The sequence below is a fragment of the Nannocystis sp. genome, from assembly GCF_016714285.1.
In the GTDB taxonomy this organism is placed as follows: Bacteria; Myxococcota_A; Polyangia; order Nannocystales; family Nannocystaceae; genus Nannocystis.
Map to the genome: position 1 here is coordinate 26,591 of NZ_JADJNN010000026.1, position 17,881 is coordinate 44,471.

A 17,881-nucleotide genomic window follows, 5' to 3' on the forward strand; every position below is an offset into this window, starting at 1 on the left:
GTGGTGTAGTTAGTCCTCGCGATGGTTCAGGAGGCCCACCAAGACCCCCTCGTCGGCGCCACTCTCGAGGGTCGCTTCCTCGTCGAGCGGTTGCTCGGTGAGGGCGGCATGGGTCGGGTCTACGTCGCCGAGGAGCTGCGGCTCAAGCGGCGCTGCGCGCTCAAGGTCCTGCTCCCCGAGCTCTCGGCCGACGTCGGCTGCCGCGACCGCTTCCTGCGCGAGGCCCAGGCCATCGCCCAGATCGAGCACGAGAACGTCGTCGACATCTACCACCTCGGCGAGGAGACCAGCGAGGTCGTGTTCTTCGCCATGGAGTTGCTCGCCGGCGAGGACCTCGAGACCCGCCTGCTGGACCGCGCGCGCCGCCCTCTCGGCTGGCAGCAGATCTGCCAGTGGATGGCCCAGGTCGCCGCCGCGATGAGCAGCGTGCACGCGGCCGGGCTCATCCACCGCGACCTCAAGCCCTCCAACATCTTCCTCAGCAGGCGCCGCGACGGCCGCGAGCAGGTCAAGCTGCTCGACTTCGGCATCGTCAAGTCGCGCGACGGCGCCGCCCTCACCAGCACCGGCGCCGCGATCGGCACGCCCTATTACATGTCGCCGGAGCAGATCCTCGCCCAGGAGCTCGACCACCGCACCGACGTCTACTCGCTCGGCGTCCTGTTCTTCGAGGCCGTCGCCGGCCGCATGCCCTTCGTCGGCGAGGCCATCCAGGTCGCCATGCAGCACTGCAACGTCGCCCCGCCGACGCTGCGCCAGGTCAACCCGGAGCTCGACATCCCCGACGATCTCCAGGAGCTCATCGCCCACATGCTCGCCAAGTCGCCCGAGCAGCGCGTGCAGAGCATGGACGCCGTCATCCAGGTGATCCACGACCTGCTCCCGCCCGACACCCAGGGCTCGCTGGCCCGCCCCGTCACCGGCCGCTCCAACGCCGCCGCGGCCGCGGCCGCCGCTGCCAACCTGAGCGCCTCGCAGGAGCTCTCGCTGCGCCCCGCCCCGCAGCAGAACCCCGGCCCCCTCTTCGTCGGCGCGAGCGCCCCGACCACCTCCCAGGTGGGCTCCGAGCTGGGCGTCGCCCGCACCCTGCACGCGACCCCGCCGGCCAAGCCGCTGACCCCCGCCTCCACCCTCGAGATCCACTTCGATCACGAGCCCGCCGCCCCACGGCCCCGACCCGCGCGCAGCATGGCGCCCTTCATCCTCGTCGGGCTCACCGTCGCCGCGCTGGCCGTCGTGCTCGTGTTCCTGTTCACCGGCGCCGGCGACAACCAGCGGCACCCGCGAGTCGAGCCCACGCCGATCGTCGCCGTCGCTCCGCCCCCCACGACGCCCCCGCAAGAGCCGGTCACGCCCCCACCCGACCCGATCCCGCCGACCAAGATCCCGGACCCGCCGATCACCGACCCGCCCGAGCCCGTCGCCGACCCGCCGCGCAAGCCCGAGACCAAGGACCGGCCCCGCGGGTCCAGGACCCGCTCAAGGCGATCCGCAAGGCGGCGACCGCCTGCCGCAAGAAGCACCCCGGCGGCCCGGCCAAGCTGCACGTCAAGTACGCGGTCCTCAGCAGCGGCGACGTCCGGAACGCCAAGGTCGAGGGCGACACCGGTGCGCTCGGCGAGTGCGTCGAGCGGGCGATCAAGGCCACCAAGTTCGCCCCGGGCGGGGTCCTCCTCCGCAACATCGACCTCTGAGCGCCCGAGGCCCAGGTCGCCGCGGCCCCAGCCGATGGCGAGCGATGGCCCACGCTCGGCCCGCGATCTGCCCACGATCTGTGAGTCGACCGATGTTCCGCCGCGCCTGCGGCGTGCGCCTTGTCGCGTGTCGCCGCGCCGCCCCCCGCGCCCGGCCTGGACAGCCGCGATAAGGTTGCCGCGCATGTCGACCGCACCCGCTTCCAAGCCCCCGACCGACAACCCGCACCTCCTGCAGTGGGTCAGCGAGATGGCCGCGCTGACCCGGCCCGAGCGCATCGTGTGGTGCGACGGCAGCGAGGAGGAGCGCGCGCACTTCACCGCGCAGGCGGTCGCCGAGGGCGTGCTCATCGAGCTCAATCAGGACAAGCGCCCCGGCTGCTACTACCACCGCAGCAACCCCAACGACGTCGCCCGCGTCGAGAACCTCACCTTCATCTGCACCGAGACGAAGGACGACGCCGGCCCGACCAACAACTGGATGGCGCCGGCCGACGCCTACGCGAAGCTGACCCCGCTGTTCGCCGGCAGCATGGTCGGCCGCACGATGTACGTGATCCCCTACGTCATGGGCCCGCTCGGCAGCAAGATGGCGAAGATCGGCGTCGAGCTGACCGACAGCATCTACGTCGCGCTCAACATGCGGATCATGACCCGCATGGGCAAGCCGGCCCTCGACATGCTCGGCGGCGCCAACGACTTCAACCGCGGCCTGCACAGCACCCTCGACTGCAACCCCGAGCGCCGCTACATCTGCCACTTCCCGCAGGACAACACGATCTGGTCGATCGGCAGCGGCTACGGCGGCAACGTGCTGCTCGGCAAGAAGTGCCTGGCGCTGCGCATCGGCAGCTACCTCGGCCGCAACGAGGGCTGGATGGCCGAGCACATGCTCATCCTCGGCGTCGAGTCGCCCGAGGGCGAGACCACCTACGTCGCCGCCGCCTTCCCCTCCGCCTGCGGCAAGACCAACTTCGCGATGCTGATCCCGCCCAGGCGCTTCAACGGCTGGAAGATCTGGACCGTCGGCGACGACATCGCCTGGATGCGCGTCGGCGAGGACGGCCGCCTGTGGGCCATCAACCCCGAGAACGGCTACTTCGGGTCGCCCCCGGCACCAGCATGAAGTCCAACCCCAACGCGATGCCCACCGTCTCGCGCGACACCATCTTCACCAACGTGGCGCGCACGCTCGACGGTGACGTGTGGTGGGAAGGCATGGACGGCGAGGTCCCCGACGAGCTCATCGACTGGCAGGGCCGGCCGTGGTTCAAGGGCTCGAGCGAGAAGGCCGCCCACCCGAACTCCCGCTTCACCGCCCCCGCGCGCAACAACCCCAGCCTCTCCAAGTACGCCGACGACCCCCAGGGCGTGCCCATCTCCGCGATCATCTTCGGCGGTCGGCGGGCCACCACCGTGCCGCTCGTGCTGCAGTCGTTCAACTGGGGGCACGGCGTCTACCTCGGCGCGACCCTCGGCTCCGAGACCACCGCCGCCGCGACCGGCAAGGTCGGCGTGGTCCGCCGCGACCCGATGGCCATGCTGCCCTTCTGCGGATACAACATGGGCGACTACTTCCAGCACTGGCTGCGCATGCAGCACAAGCTGACGCTCCCGCCCAAGATCTTCATGGTCAACTGGTTCCGCCAGGGCGAGGGCGGCAAGTTCCTGTGGCCCGGCTTCGGCGAGAACATGCGCGTGCTCAAATGGATCGTCGATCGCGCCCGCGGCCGCGTCGGCACCATGGAGACCGTCGTCGGCTGGGTCCCCCGCGTCGGCGACCTCGACCTCCAGGGCCTCCAGGCCAGCGAGGACGACGTCGACCACGCCACCCGCGTCGACTACAACGAGTGGCGCCAGGAGCTCGAGTCGCAGAAGGAGTTCTTCGCCCAGTTCGGCGAACGCATCCCGCGCTCGCTGCTGCTGTGGCGCGAGCTGCTGCTCGCCCGCCTCAACGGCCTGCCGACCACGTAGCCGCTGAGAGCATCGGCTCCGGTTCGGCTCTGGGTCGGCGATCGACCCGGGTGGGCTCGCGCGTGAGGCGACGAGCTGCGCATCGCCCCCGTCGGCCCAGGTCGGCCCGCGGGCGAAGCCGCCCCACCTCCCCGTGCACAGCGCCGACGTTTAGCGCGACAATCCCGGCCGCATGCACAGCGACGACGCGACCCCCGACGACCCCATCGGCGAACTTCAGCGCCGCCTCGACGACGCCCTCCGCGACCTCGACCAGCAGCGCGAGCACGGCGAGCACGTCGCCCACGAGCGCGACGGCCTGCGCCGCGAGCTCGCCGACCTGCGCAAGCAGCACGACACCGAGGTCCAGGCCCACGCCCACCGCGGCCAGGCCCACGACCTCCTGCAGAGCCGCGTCGCCGCCCTCGACGCCGAGCTCGCCGAGCGGCGCCGCGAGGTCACCCGCCAGACCAGCCGCGCCGACCAGGCCGCCCGCGACCTCCAGGCCGCCCGCCGCGACCACGTCGCCGAGCAGGCGGCCCACCGCGCCGTGCAGGAGCGGCTCGCCGAGCTCGAGTCGACGCACCGCAGCGGCGCCGCCGAGTTGGCCGGCGAACGCGCGGCCCACGTCGAGGCCAGGGAGCTGCTGCGCAAGCTCCAGAGCGAGTACGCCGCGCTGCAGCAGCGCGCCGCCGCCGACCAGAGCGCCGCCCTCGAGGCCGGTCAGCGCGTCGAGTCGCTGACCCGCGAGCTCGGCGTCCTCGGCGACCGCCTCACCCTGCTCAAGCGCCAGCTGCAGGACGAGGTCAACGCCCACGCCGCCACGCGCAAGCAGCTCGACGAGCAGCGCGACGCCACCGCGGCCGCCGAGCGTCGCCAGCGCGGCCGCGGCCTGATCGGGGCGATCGGCGGCGCCGCGGCCGTCGGCCTCGGCCTGCTCCTGCGCCGCCGCCCCTGATCGCCCCCAGTGACTCGCCCGCGGACTCGCCCGCGGTGACTCGCCCCGTTTAGTGGCAGCCCGAGAAGCTGATATCGACGTGCAGCTCGAGCTCCCGCAGCGAGCAGTCGATCAGCGCGTGCCCAGTCACGTTCCAGTAGTTGTTGACGCGCGAGCTCTCGCGCGCGAGCGCCACATCGAACAGCTCGCAGCCCGCGGACGCGTCGATGAACAGCGCCTGCTCGGTCCCCGGGATGTTGGTGCCGAACGAGTAGCCGTCCTTCGGGTCCTGCAGCACCCGCACCAGCGTGTCCTCGTCGTCGCCCGCGATCAGATCGACCCCGAAGAAGCCCGCGTGCTCGCCCGACACGCAGCGCGTCGGCGTCATCGTCCACTTCGTCGCGGGCGCGTCTACCTCGGCCGCCAGCATCCCGTCGATCGAGCTGCTCACCCCGCAGCCGCACAACATCGCCATCAGCACGCCCGCCAGCCCCACCCGCATTGATGCCACCTTATCACCGCTCGTGCTGGCGCAGCCACGCCTCGACCTCGGCCTGCTCGCGGGTGTGGGTGCCTGGCGCCGCGCGATACACCGCGATCGCCTCGCGGGCCAGCGCCGCGGCCCGCCCGCGATCGCGGCCCTCCGCCCACAGCGCCCGCGCCAGCGCGAAGCGCACCGCGCCGACCAGGCTCACCGCGACGCCCTCGCCCTTGCTGGCCCGCAGCGCCCGCTCGAGCCACGCAACCGCCTCGGCCGCCCGCCCGCGCTTCAGCGCCAGCTCGCCGAGCCCGAGCAGCGGATAGCCGAACTCGGAGTGCTCCGCCGGCAGCGTGCGCTCGTAGATCGCCAGCACCCGCCGCTGCAGCCGCTCCGCCTCGTCGAGGTCGCCGCGGTCCTGCTGCACCCCCGCGAGGTTGTTGAGCGTGTCGGCCACCTCCGGGTGATCGGGCCCGAGCCGCAGCTCGCGGATCTGCAGCGCCCGCGTGTACATCCGCAGCGCCTCCGGGTACGCGCCCTGCCCCTTGTACGCGACGCCCATGCCGTTGAGGATGAAGGCCACCTCCTTGCTCTCCGACCCGAGTTGCCGCTCGCGGATCGCCAGCGCCCGCTCGTACAACCGCTGCGCCGCCGCGAACGCGCCGCGCTGCAAATACACGGTCGCCAGGTTACGTGCCCTGGACGCGATGTCCGGGTGATCGGGCGGCAGCGTCGCCTCATTGATCGCCAGCGCCCGCTCGTACAGCCGCTGCGCCGCGATGTAGTCCCCCTGCGTCTCGAGCATCACGGCCAGGTTGTTGTAGTTGTTCGCCAGCAGTGGGGCGTCCGCCCCGAAGGCCCGGGTCCGCAGCGCGATCGCCTGCTCGAGCAACCGCTGCGCCGCCGCGAAGTCGCCGGTCGCGTGGTAGCAGGTGCCGAGGAAGGCCAGCGCCGCCCCGACATCGGGGTGCTCCGGGCCGAGCGTCTCGCGGCGGATCGCCAGGCTGCGCTCGGCCATGCGACGGGCCGCCTCGACCTCGCCGCGGCGCAGCTTCACGGTGGCCACGCTCAGCAGTGAGGTCGCCACCTCTGGATGCATCGGCCCCAGCTCGCGCTCGCGGATCGCCAGCGCCTCGGCGTAGGCCTGCTCGGCCTCCGGCAGCGCCAGACGGCGAACCTGCACGTCACCCACGCTGGCCCGCTGCGCCGCCCCCAGCAGCCCCTCCGTCGCGCCGAGGTGCAGGACCTCCGCCTCCGCCTGCCGGGCCCAGCGCAGCCCGTCCTCCGGCCGCGCCAGCGTGTCGCCCACCACCCGCGTCAGCGCGACCAGGGCCTCGGCTTGCAGCCCCGCCTCACCGGCCCGCATCGCCAGCAGCAGGGCCTCCTCGAGCAGCGTCTCGGCCAGCGCCGGCTCGCCCGCGACGACCGCCAGCGGTCCGGCCACCAGCCGCACCCGCGCCGCCAGCGGGCCCCAGCCGAGCGCGTCGGCCCGCGGCAGCAGGGCCCGCACCAGCTTCCAGGCGTCGCCGATCCGCCCCGCCGCGTGCAACGACACGGCCCGCTCGAGCAGGCGCTCGATCCCCGCCAGCTCCGCCTGCGCCGAGCGGTCGCGCGGCGTCTGGGGGCGCAGCGCCAGCTCGCGAAGGTCGAGGCAGGGCGCCAGCGCCGGCAGCTTCGCCGCCGCCTGCGTGACCCGCAGGGCCCCGCGCGGGTCGCTGTCCGCGAGGTTGGCCAGGACCGCCTCGAGCGACCAGCGAGCCGCCTGCAGGCAGCCCTGCGCCCGCTCCGAGGTGTCGCTGTCCCAGTCGCCGGTGAGCAGCACGCGGCGGCAGGCCAGCGCCCGCGCCCCGGCCCACGCCTCCGCGAACTGGTCCAGCGATCGCAGCGCCTGGGTCGCCGCGTGGCCCGCGTCCGCGGCCGCCAGCGCGTCGCGGAGCCGCGTCCGCGTCGCCTCGTCCCACAGCCCGCGGATGCTCGCCCCCTCCGCCGCGCACACCTCGGCGACGCGGGCCCGCTGCCACGCCCGCGCCCCCACGCCCGCGCCGGCGAGCACGCCCAGCGCCAGCACCCCCGCGATCGCGAAGCTCCGTCGCCGTCGACCCGCCCCGCTCTGCAGCGCCGACAGCAGCGCCGCCATCGTCGGCCAGCGCTGCTCCGGCTCGGTCGCCAGCCCGCGCAGCACGACCCGGCGCAGCCACGCTGGCACGCGCACGCCGGGTCGCGGCTCGCGGCGCTTGCCGGTGGTGACGTCGAGGACCAGCTCGTGCAGCGTCTCGCCGGCGTAGGGTCGCTCGCCGTAGAGCCCCTGCCACAGCGCGACGCAGAACGCGAACTGGTCCGCGCGGGCGTCCGCCGCGGCCCCGAGCCACTGCTCCGGCGCCATGTACGACGGCGTCCCGATCAGCTTGCCCGCCTGCGTCACCTCGACGCTCAGCGTCGTCATCGCCGGGCGCATCGCGATCATCGACGCCCCCGAGTCCGTCGCCCGCCCGCGCGCCAGCCCGAAGTCCATCACGCGCACGCGCCCGTCGGCGCCGACCATCACGTTGTCGGGCTTGAAGTCGCGGTGCACCAGCCCCGCCGCGTGGGCCGCGGCCAGCCCCTCGCCGGCGCTGCGGAACATCGCCAGCACCTCCGGCCAGGCCCGCGGCCGCGCGCCGAGCCACACCGTGAGCGTCTCGCCCGCGATGAACTCCATCGCCAGCCACACCTGGCGCCCGAGCGTGCCGACGTCGTGGATCGCCACCACCGCCGGATGCGACAGCTGGGCCAGCGCCTGCGCCTCGCGCAGCAGCCGGGTCCGCGCCTCGAGCGGCGCCTCGCCGTCCTCACCCGGGAGCAGCAGCTTCAAGGCCACGCGGCGGTCGAGCTCCGGGTCGTAGGCCGCGTACACCACCCCCATCCCGCCCTGCCCGATCTGCGTGATGATCACATAGCGCCCGACCACGTCGCCGCGGCAGAGCGTCGTCACGACCGGCGCGCCCCGCAGCGACGCGCTCGCGGCGGCTCCGGCCGCCGCCGAAAATTCGGACATCGTCAGGCTGCCCGTGTCGAGCAGCGCGCGCCCTGGCGCCGGCTCGGTCGCCGGCGGCGCGTCCTCGTCCTCGCCTGATCGACCGATACCACCCACGCAGATGACCCAGCAGGCATCGTACCGAGGCCGCACGCTCGCAGCAATGGTCCGACCGCGGCGAGCGACGCGGCAGATCCGGCGACCCGCGGAGCCTGGATCGGGCGGCCCATTCGGCGTATGCCGGTCGCATGGTCGCTCGCATGCTCGCCCGCCACCTCGCCGCCCTCGCCTGCATCCCGCTCATGGGCTGCTTCTCCCGCGGGATCAGCCCCGTGATCAGCGAGGCCACGCTGCCGGGTGACGACTACCTGATCGAGATCCCCGTGACCGCCGACCGCTACCTGGTCGCCGAGGTGAAGTTCGGCGCCGAGCCGCGTTCGGCGCTGATCGACACCGGCGCGTCGATGTCGGTCCTCGACGACGACCTCGCCGCCACGCTCGGGCTGGCGACGGTCGGCACCGCGCCGGTGATCGACTTCGAGGGCAAGCGGGCGTCGGCGCCGGTCGTGCGCGTCCCATCGCTCACGCTCGGCGGCGTGCCGGTGCTGGACGTCGGCATGGTCGTCCTCGATCTCGACAGCCTCGGCGACGCGGAGTGCAAGCGCATCGGCGCCGTGATCGGCAACAACGTGCTGCGCGGCGCGCTCGAGGTCGACGTCGGCGGCGGCGTGGTCCGGCTCGCGGCCTCGACCGAGCGCCTCGGCGCGCGCCCGGGCGGGCTCACCACCAGCTCCTATCCGCCGAGCTACAACGTCCTGCTGCCGCCGGTCGTCACCACCTTCCTGCCGCAGCCGGTGTGGGTCGACACCGGGTCGCCGATGACGATCACCGCCACGCGCTCCGTGGTGCGGCGCCTGGACCCCGGCGCCTCGCTCGCGCTCACGACCGTCGCGGGCGGCGTCCACGGGCGCACGGCCCGCCCGGTCAAGCGACGGCTCTTCGCCTGGTCCGGTCCGCCGATCGGCGGCCTCGATCTCACCGGCGTCTCGACCGTCGGCGGCGCCGGCAGCACCACGATCGGCCTCGGCGTCCTGCGCAGCTTCGTCCTGCGCGTCGATCGCGAGGCCCGGAAGATCACCCTGTGGCCGAACGACACGCCGCTCCGCAAGGGCATCGACTCCTTCGGCCTCGCCATCGACCCGAGCGACGAGCCGCGGGTGTACTGGCTGATCGAGGGCTCCCCCGCCAGCGAGGCCGGCGTGCGCTGGGGCGATCGGGTCGTGAGCATCGACGGTGAGGCGCTGGCGACGATGGCTCCACAAGCCCGCTGCCTGGCGATCCGCGACCTCAACAAGCGCGAGGCGGTGCGGCTGGGCCTCGCCCGCGGACCCGAGGTCCAGGAGGTCGCGCTGAAGCGCCGCCAGCTGCTGCCACAGCCGTCGTAGTCCTGCGCCGCCAGCCCCCGCGCTCACGCGGGCCCCGGCTCGCCGCTGTCTGGCGCCGACCGCCGTGTGCTTCTCCACATCCGCGCCCGCGTCCGCCACCGCGGCCTGTGCGATCGTGGCTTCCGCGATGACGACCTCCCGCTCGAGCCCCGCCGCGGCGCTCCTCTATACCCTCGCGCTCGCCCCGGCCTGCCTGCCACCGGAGGAGCCCTTCGACGTCATCCCGGGGACCCGAACGATCACCCACGCATTCGGCCAGCTCGCCCTGCCCGCCCTCAGCGACGACGCCCAGCGCTGCGTCTCGTGGCGCCTGGACAACGAGGCCGCGCTCTACGTTCAATCGGTGCGCCTCGCCAACCAGGGCTCGTTCCACCACTCCAACTGGATCGTCGTCCCCGAGGACGCCTACCCCGGCCCCGACGGCTACTGGAGCTGCCTGGACCGCGACTTCGAGGAGATCAGCGCGGCCCAGCAGGGCACCGTGTTGTTCGCCCAGTCGACCCAGAGCTACGACGAGGCCCAGCGCCTGGCCGACGGCGCGGTGATCAAGATCCCCCCGCGCCACAAGATCGTCGGCCTGCTCCACACCCTCAACAGCTCCCCGCGCGACGCGAGCTCCGGCCTGTGGCTGACCCTCGAGCTCATCCACCCCTCCAACGTCGACACCATCGTCACGCCGATGACGATGCAGTACCACGACCTCGCCATCCCCGGCGAGCGCGAGTCACGATTCACCGGCGTCTGCGACCTCAGCGTCGCCCACGGCCTCGTCAGCCTCCAGCCGCTCGACCTCCGCCTCCATTACATCCTCCCGCATTACCACTACCTCGGCAATTACTTCGACGTCTCGGTCATCGGCGGCGAGCGCGACGGCGAGTCGGTGTTTCGCATGACCGGCTTCAACGGCGAGGGCAACGGCAAGGCCTTCGACCCGCCGCTGCACCTGCCCGGCGCGACCGGCCTGCGCTTCACCTGCGGCTACGATAATTGGCGCAACGAGACCGTCGGCTGGGGCAACGGCGACGGCGAAATGTGCGTACTTTTGGCGCTCGTCGAGGCCGACGCGGTGCTCGGATCGTCCGTCGACGCCTACAACCACCTCGTCGAGGTCAAGGACGACATCCGCCGCTATGAGGGCACTTGTCTGACCGCCGCCACGCCCCGCAAGGCCAATCAGAGCCTGCCCAGCGCGGCCGAGCGCCGCGCCGGCTTTTACGTGCCGCCACAGGACCCCGCCGACGCCGAGCTGCCGCCGGCGCCGGCGTGTCGCGACGTCGACCCTGCCCTGCCCGCGGCCACTCCGGCCACCCTCACCAGCATCCGCGACACCATCTTCGCCCCCAGCTGCAGCTTCTCCGCCTGCCACGGCGCGGCCGCGGCGGCCGGCCTCGACCTCGGCGCCGCCGACCTCCACGCCCAGCTCCTCGGCCACGCCGCCCTCGGCAGCCCGCTCCCGCTGGTCGCCCCCGGCGACCCCGACGGCAGCTGGCTCGTCCACCTGCTGTCGCGCTGCGACCCCGACGGCGCCTCGCACATGCCGAAGAACGCCCCCTTCCTCCTCGACGCCGCCCTCGTCAACAAGGTCCGCGCCTGGATCGCCGCCGGGGCCGAGGACGACTGAGCACGCGGCCTCCGTGCGCCGCGTGCTCGCGTCTCGATCGCCTTCAGGGCTCGCGGCGACACGCGAGCCCCCGCCCCTCCATCACGGCAGGAACATCACCGGGCTCGCCGACGAGGGCAGCTCGTCGTCGCCGATGTTGAGGAGGTCGCCGTGGCCGAGCTGACCGTACTCGTTGCGACCCCAGCAGCGCACGCTGTAGTCCGTGCCACGGGCGCAGGCCTGATTCCAGGCCGCGCTGATCTGGGTGACGTTGACGCCGATGTCGATCGTACCGACGGTCGACGGCGCCTCGTTGTCGCCGATCTGGTTGATGTCGCCGAGGCCGAGCTGGCCGTAGGTGGAGTTGCCCCAACACCGGACCTTGCCCGTCTCGAGCTGCACGCAGGTCGACGCGTAGCCGAGGGCCAGGGCGACCGGCTTGACGCCGAGCAGGCTGACGAAGCCGACCACGCTCGGGGTCTCGTTGTCGCCGATCGACGCGGTGTTGCCGTAGCCGAGCTGACCGTTGCTGCCGAGGCCCCAGCAGTGCACGTTGTCGTCGGCCGCGATCACGCAGACGTGACGGCGTCCAGCGGCGATCAGCTTCGCGTTCTGCCCGAGCGGCACGGCCCCGACCGAGCTCGGGACCTCGTCGTCTCCGATCGTGACCGTGTCGCCATAGCCGAGGGTCCCGCTGGTCCCCAGGCCCCAGCAGCGGATCTTGCCGTCGTCGAGGAGGGCGCAGGTGAAGCTCTCACCGGCGACGATCTGCTTGACGACGCCACCGACCATCACGTCGCCGGCCGACGCCGGGGTCTCCGTGTCGCCGATGTTGTTGATGTTGCCGTAGCCGAGCGAACCATTGACCCCGGCGCCCCAACAGCGGACCTTGCCGCTGCCGAACAGCGCGCAGTTGTGGTTCTGGCCGGCGGCGATCGCCTGAACCGGCCCGCCGAGCGGGACATCGCTGACCGACCACGGCTGCTCGTTGTCGCCGATGTTCTGGGCGCTCGCGAGGCCGAGCTGCCCGAAGGTCCCGCGGCCCCAGCAGCGCACCTTGCCGTTCTCAACGAGCGCGCAGGTGTGGGCCTCGCCGGCGACCAGGCTCAGCGCCTTGGCGCCGAGGTCGACCGCCGGGATGGTGTTCGGGAGCTCGTCGTCGCCGATCTGGACGAGGTTGCCCTGGCCGAGCTGGCCGAAGTTGTTGCGGCCCCAGCAGTGGACCTCGCCCTTCGTGTCGAGCGCGCAGGAATGGTACCAGCCGTTGACGACCATCACCGCCCCGAGGCTCTCGGTGCAGTCGTTCTCGCAGCCGTCCTGGGGGACCATGTTGCCGTCGTCGCAGACCTCGACGCCGGCCTGGACGAAGCCGTCGCCGCAGCTCGCGGGCTCGCAGGCGTTGGTGCACTCGTCGGTGTTGCTGGCGTTGCCGTCGTCGCAGGCGTCGACGCCGTCCTGGACGAAGCCGTCGCCGCACTTCGCCAGCTCGCAGGTCGCCAGGCACTCGTCCGTCTCGATGTCGTTGGCGTCGTCGCAGGCCTCGACGCCGTCCTGGACCGTGTTGTCGCCGCACACCGCGATCAGGCAGGTGTTCAGGCACGCGTCGCTGTCGACCTGGTTGCCGTCGTCGCACTCCTCGGCCTGCTGGACCTTGCCGTCGCCGCAGGAGGGCAGCGCGCAGCTGTTGGTGCACGCGTCGCCGTCCTCCTGGTTGCCGTCGTCGCAGGCCTCGCCCGGCCCGACGAAGCCGTCGCCGCAGCTCGCCTGGACGCAGGTGTCGAGGCAGATATCCTCGTTGGTGGCGTTGCCGTCGTCACAGACCTCGATGCCGTCCTGGACGAAGCCGTCGCCACAGGCGGCCGCCTTGCACCCGTCGACGCAGGCATCGGTATTCTCGGCGTTGCCGTCGTCGCAGTCCTCGCCGGGCTGGACCTCGCCGTCGCCGCAGACCCCGGCGCCGCCGGTGCTCGCATCGGTAGACTCACCGCCTGTCGAGCTCGGGTCGCCGCTGGTCGACGGAGCGTCGGTCGTCGGCATGGTCGCGTCGCCGGTGGTCGACGCCAGCGTCGTCGCGTCCCCCGTGGTCCCCGCTTGACCGGTCGACATGGCCTCTGTCCCCGCGGTGGTGCTCCCTGTGGTCCCGCCGTCATCGCCGCCGCAGCCCGCGACGAGGGTCACCGCCGCCGCAAACGCGAGTTTCCTATACATTCGAATGTGCATTGAGACATGCTACACAGATCACGATGCGCTTGGCGGCAAGCCGGCGGGCCGCATATCGGCGCACGCCTGTCCGACGCGCGGCGATGCATGCAGGCCCGCGGGCCGCAGGGCGCCGGGTCGCGCGGCCGCGATATACATATAGTCCCCGGACCGCTCCGCGCTCTGGCGAGCGCCCGACCTGACCCGCGCCGAACAGGTCCGGGCCGCGATCGACGCCGCGACTCGAATCGAATCGAATCGCAGGATCAGCGCGCCGCGGACTCGGCTGTCGCCGCGTCCGCGATCACCAGATCACAATACCCGTCCCCCGGCTCCTCGACGCCGCTGCTAAATGCGAACGCGACAACAAGGCGCTTGTCCGCGGCGGATCCGGCCGCTAGCGTGATCGCCATGCCTCGCCGCCCCGCGCCCTGCCTCCTCATCGTCATCCTCGCGGCCTGCGGCCCGGGCGACCCCGACCACGGCAGCGCCGGGTCGAGCGGGGACGCCAGCTCGGCGGGCGCCACCGACGCCGTGACCAGTGCGTCGGAGGCCAGCAGCGACGCAGTCACGGAGCCTGCCAGCAGCGACGCCGCGAGCACGACGGGCGCCAGCGACGGCACCACCCAGGCCACACAGACCAGCGACGCCAGCGCCACGGGCGGTGCGCACGACTGCGGCGAGCAGAGCTGCGGCGGCGCCGCCCAGGTGTGCGTGCACCCCTGCTGCGGCGGTCCGGCGCCGGGCTGCACCGACGTCGACAGTCGGGGCGCCTGCGCCAACGGCGAGGTGCCACTGCCGGCGGAGCAGTGTCAGTTCGGCGGCTGCACCGGTCAGCTGTGTTGCCCGCCGGTCAACTGCGTCCCGGACCCGCCGTTTTGCACGGCGGTCGCCGATCTGACCTGCGCCGGCACCAGCTGCTCGCTCGCGGGCTGCTTCGGCACCCTCGACGCCGGCGCCGTCGACCTCTACTGCGAGTGCGCCTGAGGGCCGCCTGGGCAATGTACGTAGCTGACTGATCGGACATGTGCGATGATTCGGCCGGCGCCGATCAGCGGTGCGTAGCGAGCCAGGCCAGGGCCTCGCGCAGCTCGCGGGCCGAGCTCGGGCCGGCGCTGTGCAGGTCGTCGCGGGCGAGGCCGGCGAGGTCGCGGGCGCGGACCCGATCGGCGGGCTCGCGGGTGGCGCTCCACAGGGCGCGGGCGAGGGCGAAGCGGGTGCGGGCGAGCTCGACGGGGCTGCCGACGTCGCGCAGGGTGAGCGCTCGCTCGAGGCGCTCGCGGGCCTCGACGCCGCGGCCCTGGGCGAGCAGCGCCTCGCCGAGCCCGGTGAGCGGATAGGCCAGCGGCGGCGCCTGCTCGCCGAAGCCGGCGCTGAAGATCGCCAGGGCGCGCAGGTACAGCTCCTCGGCGGCGACCGCCTGGCCCTGACGCTGGAGCGCGTCGCCGAGGTTGTTGAGGGCGATGCCGACGTTGGGGTGCTGGGCGCCGAGGCTGGCGAGGAAGATCGCGTGGGCGCGGGTGTAGCTGGCCTGCGCCTCGGCGAGCTGGCCGCGGCGCATCTGCACCTCGCCGAGGTTGTTGAGGGCGACCGCGACGCTCGGGTGGCGCTCGCCGAGCTCGGCGATGTAGAGCGCGCTGGCGCGGCCGAGCTGCTCCTCCGCCGCCGCGAGGTCGCCGCGACGCAGCTGCAGGTTGCCGAGGTTGTTGTGCAGGTCGGCCCGGCCCAGGCTGTCGTCGTCGCGCAGGCGGGGCCGCAGGGCGAGGGCCCGGAGGAAGCTCTGCTCGGCCTGCGCGTGGTCGCCGGTGTGCACCTGCACCGTGCCGAGGGCGTGCGCGAGGTGAGCCTCGAGGCGGAGCGCGTCGGTCGGCGAGTCGGCGACGACAAGGTCGATCTGCGCCTTCGCGTGACGCGACCACAGCTGCGCGCCGGGGCTGGCCTGCTGCATCGTGCCGGCGACCAGCTCGATCGCCGCCTCGGCCGCGGTGACGTCGCTGCGCGACGACTCGGCCGCGAAGAAGGCGTCGGTGAGGGCCCGCTCGCTGGCCGCGTGCTCGCCGGCGAAGTGGAGCAGCCGGCCGTGCTCGAGGTGGGCCTCGGCGAGCAGGGCCCGATCGCCGAGCCGCTGCGCCTGCGTCAAGGCCGGCACCACCAGCGCGAGCCCGGCCTTGAGCTGCATGGTCCGCTCGCGGGCCCGGACGCGGGCCAGGGTCTCGCGCAGCTGGCTCTGCGCGGCCGCCTCGGCGAGCGGCGGGCGCTCGGCGAGCATCGCCTGGATGTCGGCGCAGCGCGCCAGCGGGGGCAGCTGCGCGGTCGCCTCGGCGGCGTGTTCGACGACCGGGGCGTCGGCGCCGGCGAGCACATCGACGAGGGTGCGCAGCTCGGTGTGGGCGCGGTCGAGGCAGGCCATGCGGCGGTCGAGCAGCGCGGGTGACTGCTCGCCGCGGAGGTAGGTCGCCTGACAGGCGTCGCCGTGTTGCTGCACCCACGCGGCGGCGTAGTCGTCGAGGCGTCGGGCGACCCGCTCCCAGGTGTCGTCGGCGTAAGCGAGGCCGGTGCCGCGGATCGCCGCGCCGACCTCGGCGCGACGGGCCGCGTCCCACACCCCCTCGAGGTTGCGCGCCGCCCCGGTGCACACGCCCTGGCGCGCGGCCTGCCGGGCCTCCTCGCCCTGCAGCAGGTACCAGCGGTACGCGAAGGCGCCGGTGACCAGGGCCGTGAGCGCCGTGGCGCCGAGACCCATGAACAGGCGTCGCCGCCCGCGGTCGCGCGCGAGCTCGGCGAGCAGGGCCGGCATGTCGGCGAAGCGGAGCGCCGGGTCGCGAGCCAGGCCGCGCAGCAGGACCCGGCGCAGCCAGCCCGGGACCCGGCGCTCGCGCGGCTCGTCAGGCAACGCCGCCAGCAGCACGGCCTGACGCAGCGCGGCCATGTCCTCGCCGTGGTAGGGCCGGTCGCCGTAGAGGGCCTCATGGAGGCTGATGCAGAACGCATACTGGTCGGTGCGGGCCGAGGCCGACTCCCCGAGGTACTGCTCCGGCGAGACGTAGGGCGGCGTGCCGGTCAGGGCGCCGGTGCGAGTCAGGCGGGTGGCGAGGCCGACGTTCGAGCGACCCGAGCGCGAGTCGTTGCGCTCGACCTCGAGGCTCGATCGCTCGCCGCGGTCCTGCGCGAAGGCGAGGCCGAAGTCGAGGACCCGCGCCCGACCATCGGCGTCGACGATCACGTTGTCGGGCTTGAAGTCGCCGTGGACGATGCCGCGGCGGTGCGCCGCTGCCAGGCCGCGGCCCGCCGCGAGGAACACCGCGACCACCTCGCGCCAGGTGTGCGGCCGCTTCAACCACTCGGCGAGCGACACCCCCTGCACAAACTCCATGGCGATGAAGACCTGGTCGCCGTAGGTGCCGACGTCGAACACCGTGACCACGCTCGGGTGCGAGAGCTGGGCCATCGCCTGGGCCTCGCGCAGCAGGCGGGCGCGCCCGAGGTCCTGCTTGTCGCTGCCGGTGAGCCGCGGGTGCAGCAGCTTCACGGCGACCTTGCGGTCGAGCTCGGGGTCGTAGGCGGCATAGACGACGCCCATGCCGCCGGCGCCGATGCGATGGAGCACGACGAAGCGGCCGAGCTCGGGCGGGATGTCCTGGCGAGCGCGCGAGGCGTGGCCGCTGTGGCCCTCGGTCGGTGTCGCGGACTCCGGCATCGTCGCCAGCTTGGCGCGAAGCCCGGAGATTGTCAGCCGGATCGACGAGGTCGCGGGCGCGCCTGTTTGGCAGCCTATTGGCAGCCTATTGGCAGCCTATTGGCAGCCTGTTTGGCAGCCTATTGGCAAGTCGGCGAGTCGCCCTTGATGTGGGCGCAGTGGACCACAGGATCGAGGCTGGCGGCGGTGACGTGGTAGAGGCGGCAGGCGAAGCTGTTGCCGCTCACGTCGTTGGCGTCGTAGTGCTCGTCGGCCGGGAAGGTGACGCAGGCCGCGATGCAGGCGGCGGTGTCCGCCCAGGCCTCCGGGCAGTACCTGCCTGCGATCGCGCAGAAGCCCTCGCAGTTGCTGCCACAGGCCGTATCGCCGCCGGGGCCGGCGTGCGTGCAATGAACGTCGTTCGCCATCGCGGCGAGGCCGGCGTGGTAGTGCCGACAGGCGAGGCTGTTGCCGGACATGTCGCCCGGCGACCCCGGCGCGAACGCGGCGCAGCTGGTCATGCATGTCTCGCGGCTGCCGTACTGCGTGAAGTCGCCGTCGCAGTTGAGGCCGATGAGATCGCAGTAGGCGTCGCAGTCGACGACCCCGCTGGTGTCGTCGCCGGTGCCGGGATCGCCGCTGCTTGAGGCGCCGCTGCTGGAAGCGCCCCCCGTGGTCAGCGCGGCGCTGTCGCTGCTCGCGTCGCCGCTCCCGCTCGCGGCGCCGCTCTCGCTCCCGCCGCTGCTGCTGCTGCTGCCGCCGCCGCCGCCGTCATTGTCCTTGAAGCAGGCACCCAGCGAGAGGGACACGAGTGAGAGGCCCACGAGCAGGGCCGAGGTTCCAGGGTGCACAATGCTCATCGCGGACGCTCCGTGTCAGCTGGCGA

Annotated in this window: 9 protein-coding genes and 2 pseudogenes; 6 read left to right on the top strand and 5 right to left on the bottom strand. The window is 73.0% G+C overall.

Going from position 1 to position 17,881, the window contains the following annotated elements; translation table 11 throughout:
• Positions 1-21: 21 nt before the first annotated feature.
• The 3 genes and pseudogenes from IPJ59_RS38305 to IPJ59_RS30570 form a co-directional block, all read left to right on the top strand.
• Positions 22-843, top strand: a pseudogene (locus IPJ59_RS38305) (serine/threonine-protein kinase); the annotation flags it as partial.
• Between the two features lie 1,035 nt (positions 844-1,878).
• Positions 1,879-3,668 (top strand): annotated as a pseudogene (locus IPJ59_RS38310) (phosphoenolpyruvate carboxykinase (GTP)).
• Between the two features lie 172 nt (positions 3,669-3,840).
• Positions 3,841-4,605, top strand: coding sequence for a coiled-coil domain-containing protein (locus IPJ59_RS30570; RefSeq protein ID WP_293274535.1), 765 nt, complete (start codon positions 3,841-3,843; stop codon positions 4,603-4,605).
• 49 nt (positions 4,606-4,654) lie between these two features.
• Here IPJ59_RS30570 and IPJ59_RS30575 read toward each other — a convergent pair whose 3' ends face one another.
• Both IPJ59_RS30575 and IPJ59_RS30580 read right to left on the bottom strand, forming a co-directional pair.
• Positions 4,655-5,086: a hypothetical protein gene (locus tag IPJ59_RS30575; protein ID WP_293274536.1), complete on the bottom strand. Its 432-nt coding sequence runs from the start codon at positions 5,084-5,086 to the stop codon at positions 4,655-4,657.
• Between the two features lie 13 nt (positions 5,087-5,099).
• Complete coding sequence (locus IPJ59_RS30580; protein WP_293274537.1) at positions 5,100-8,228, bottom strand: serine/threonine-protein kinase; 3,129 nt, start codon at positions 8,226-8,228, stop codon at positions 5,100-5,102.
• A 95-nt stretch (positions 8,229-8,323) separates the two neighbouring features.
• On the opposite strand from IPJ59_RS30580, the gene IPJ59_RS30585 reads away from it, so the two are divergent.
• Together IPJ59_RS30585 and IPJ59_RS30590 are read left to right on the top strand one after the other, a co-directional pair.
• On the top strand, positions 8,324-9,520 hold the full coding sequence (locus tag IPJ59_RS30585; protein ID WP_293274538.1) for an aspartyl protease family protein: 1,197 nt from the start codon (positions 8,324-8,326) through the stop codon (positions 9,518-9,520).
• 127 nt (positions 9,521-9,647) lie between these two features.
• A complete protein-coding gene (locus tag IPJ59_RS30590; RefSeq protein ID WP_293274540.1) occupies positions 9,648-11,141 on the top strand; it encodes a hypothetical protein in 1,494 nt (497 codons plus the stop codon).
• Between the two features lie 81 nt (positions 11,142-11,222).
• Here the strand turns inward: IPJ59_RS30590 and IPJ59_RS30595 are convergent, their stop codons facing one another.
• Positions 11,223-13,340: a DUF4215 domain-containing protein gene (locus IPJ59_RS30595; RefSeq protein WP_293274541.1), complete on the bottom strand. Its 2,118-nt coding sequence runs from the start codon at positions 13,338-13,340 to the stop codon at positions 11,223-11,225.
• Between the two features lie 390 nt (positions 13,341-13,730).
• Here IPJ59_RS30595 and IPJ59_RS30600 point away from each other — a divergent pair, with 390 nt between their 5' ends.
• Positions 13,731-14,306, top strand: coding sequence for a hypothetical protein (locus IPJ59_RS30600; protein WP_293274542.1), 576 nt, complete (start codon positions 13,731-13,733; stop codon positions 14,304-14,306).
• A 64-nt stretch (positions 14,307-14,370) separates the two neighbouring features.
• On the opposite strand, the gene IPJ59_RS30605 is transcribed toward IPJ59_RS30600, so the two are convergent.
• Both IPJ59_RS30605 and IPJ59_RS30610 read right to left on the bottom strand, forming a co-directional pair.
• Entirely contained in the window at positions 14,371-17,016 is a 2,646-nt protein-coding gene (locus IPJ59_RS30605; RefSeq protein WP_293274544.1) for a serine/threonine-protein kinase, read from the bottom strand.
• A gap of 119 nt (positions 17,017-17,135) precedes the next feature.
• Positions 17,136-17,855, bottom strand: a complete 720-nt coding sequence (locus IPJ59_RS30610; protein WP_293274546.1) for a hypothetical protein — start codon at positions 17,853-17,855, stop codon at positions 17,136-17,138.
• Positions 17,856-17,881 lie beyond the last annotated feature (26 nt).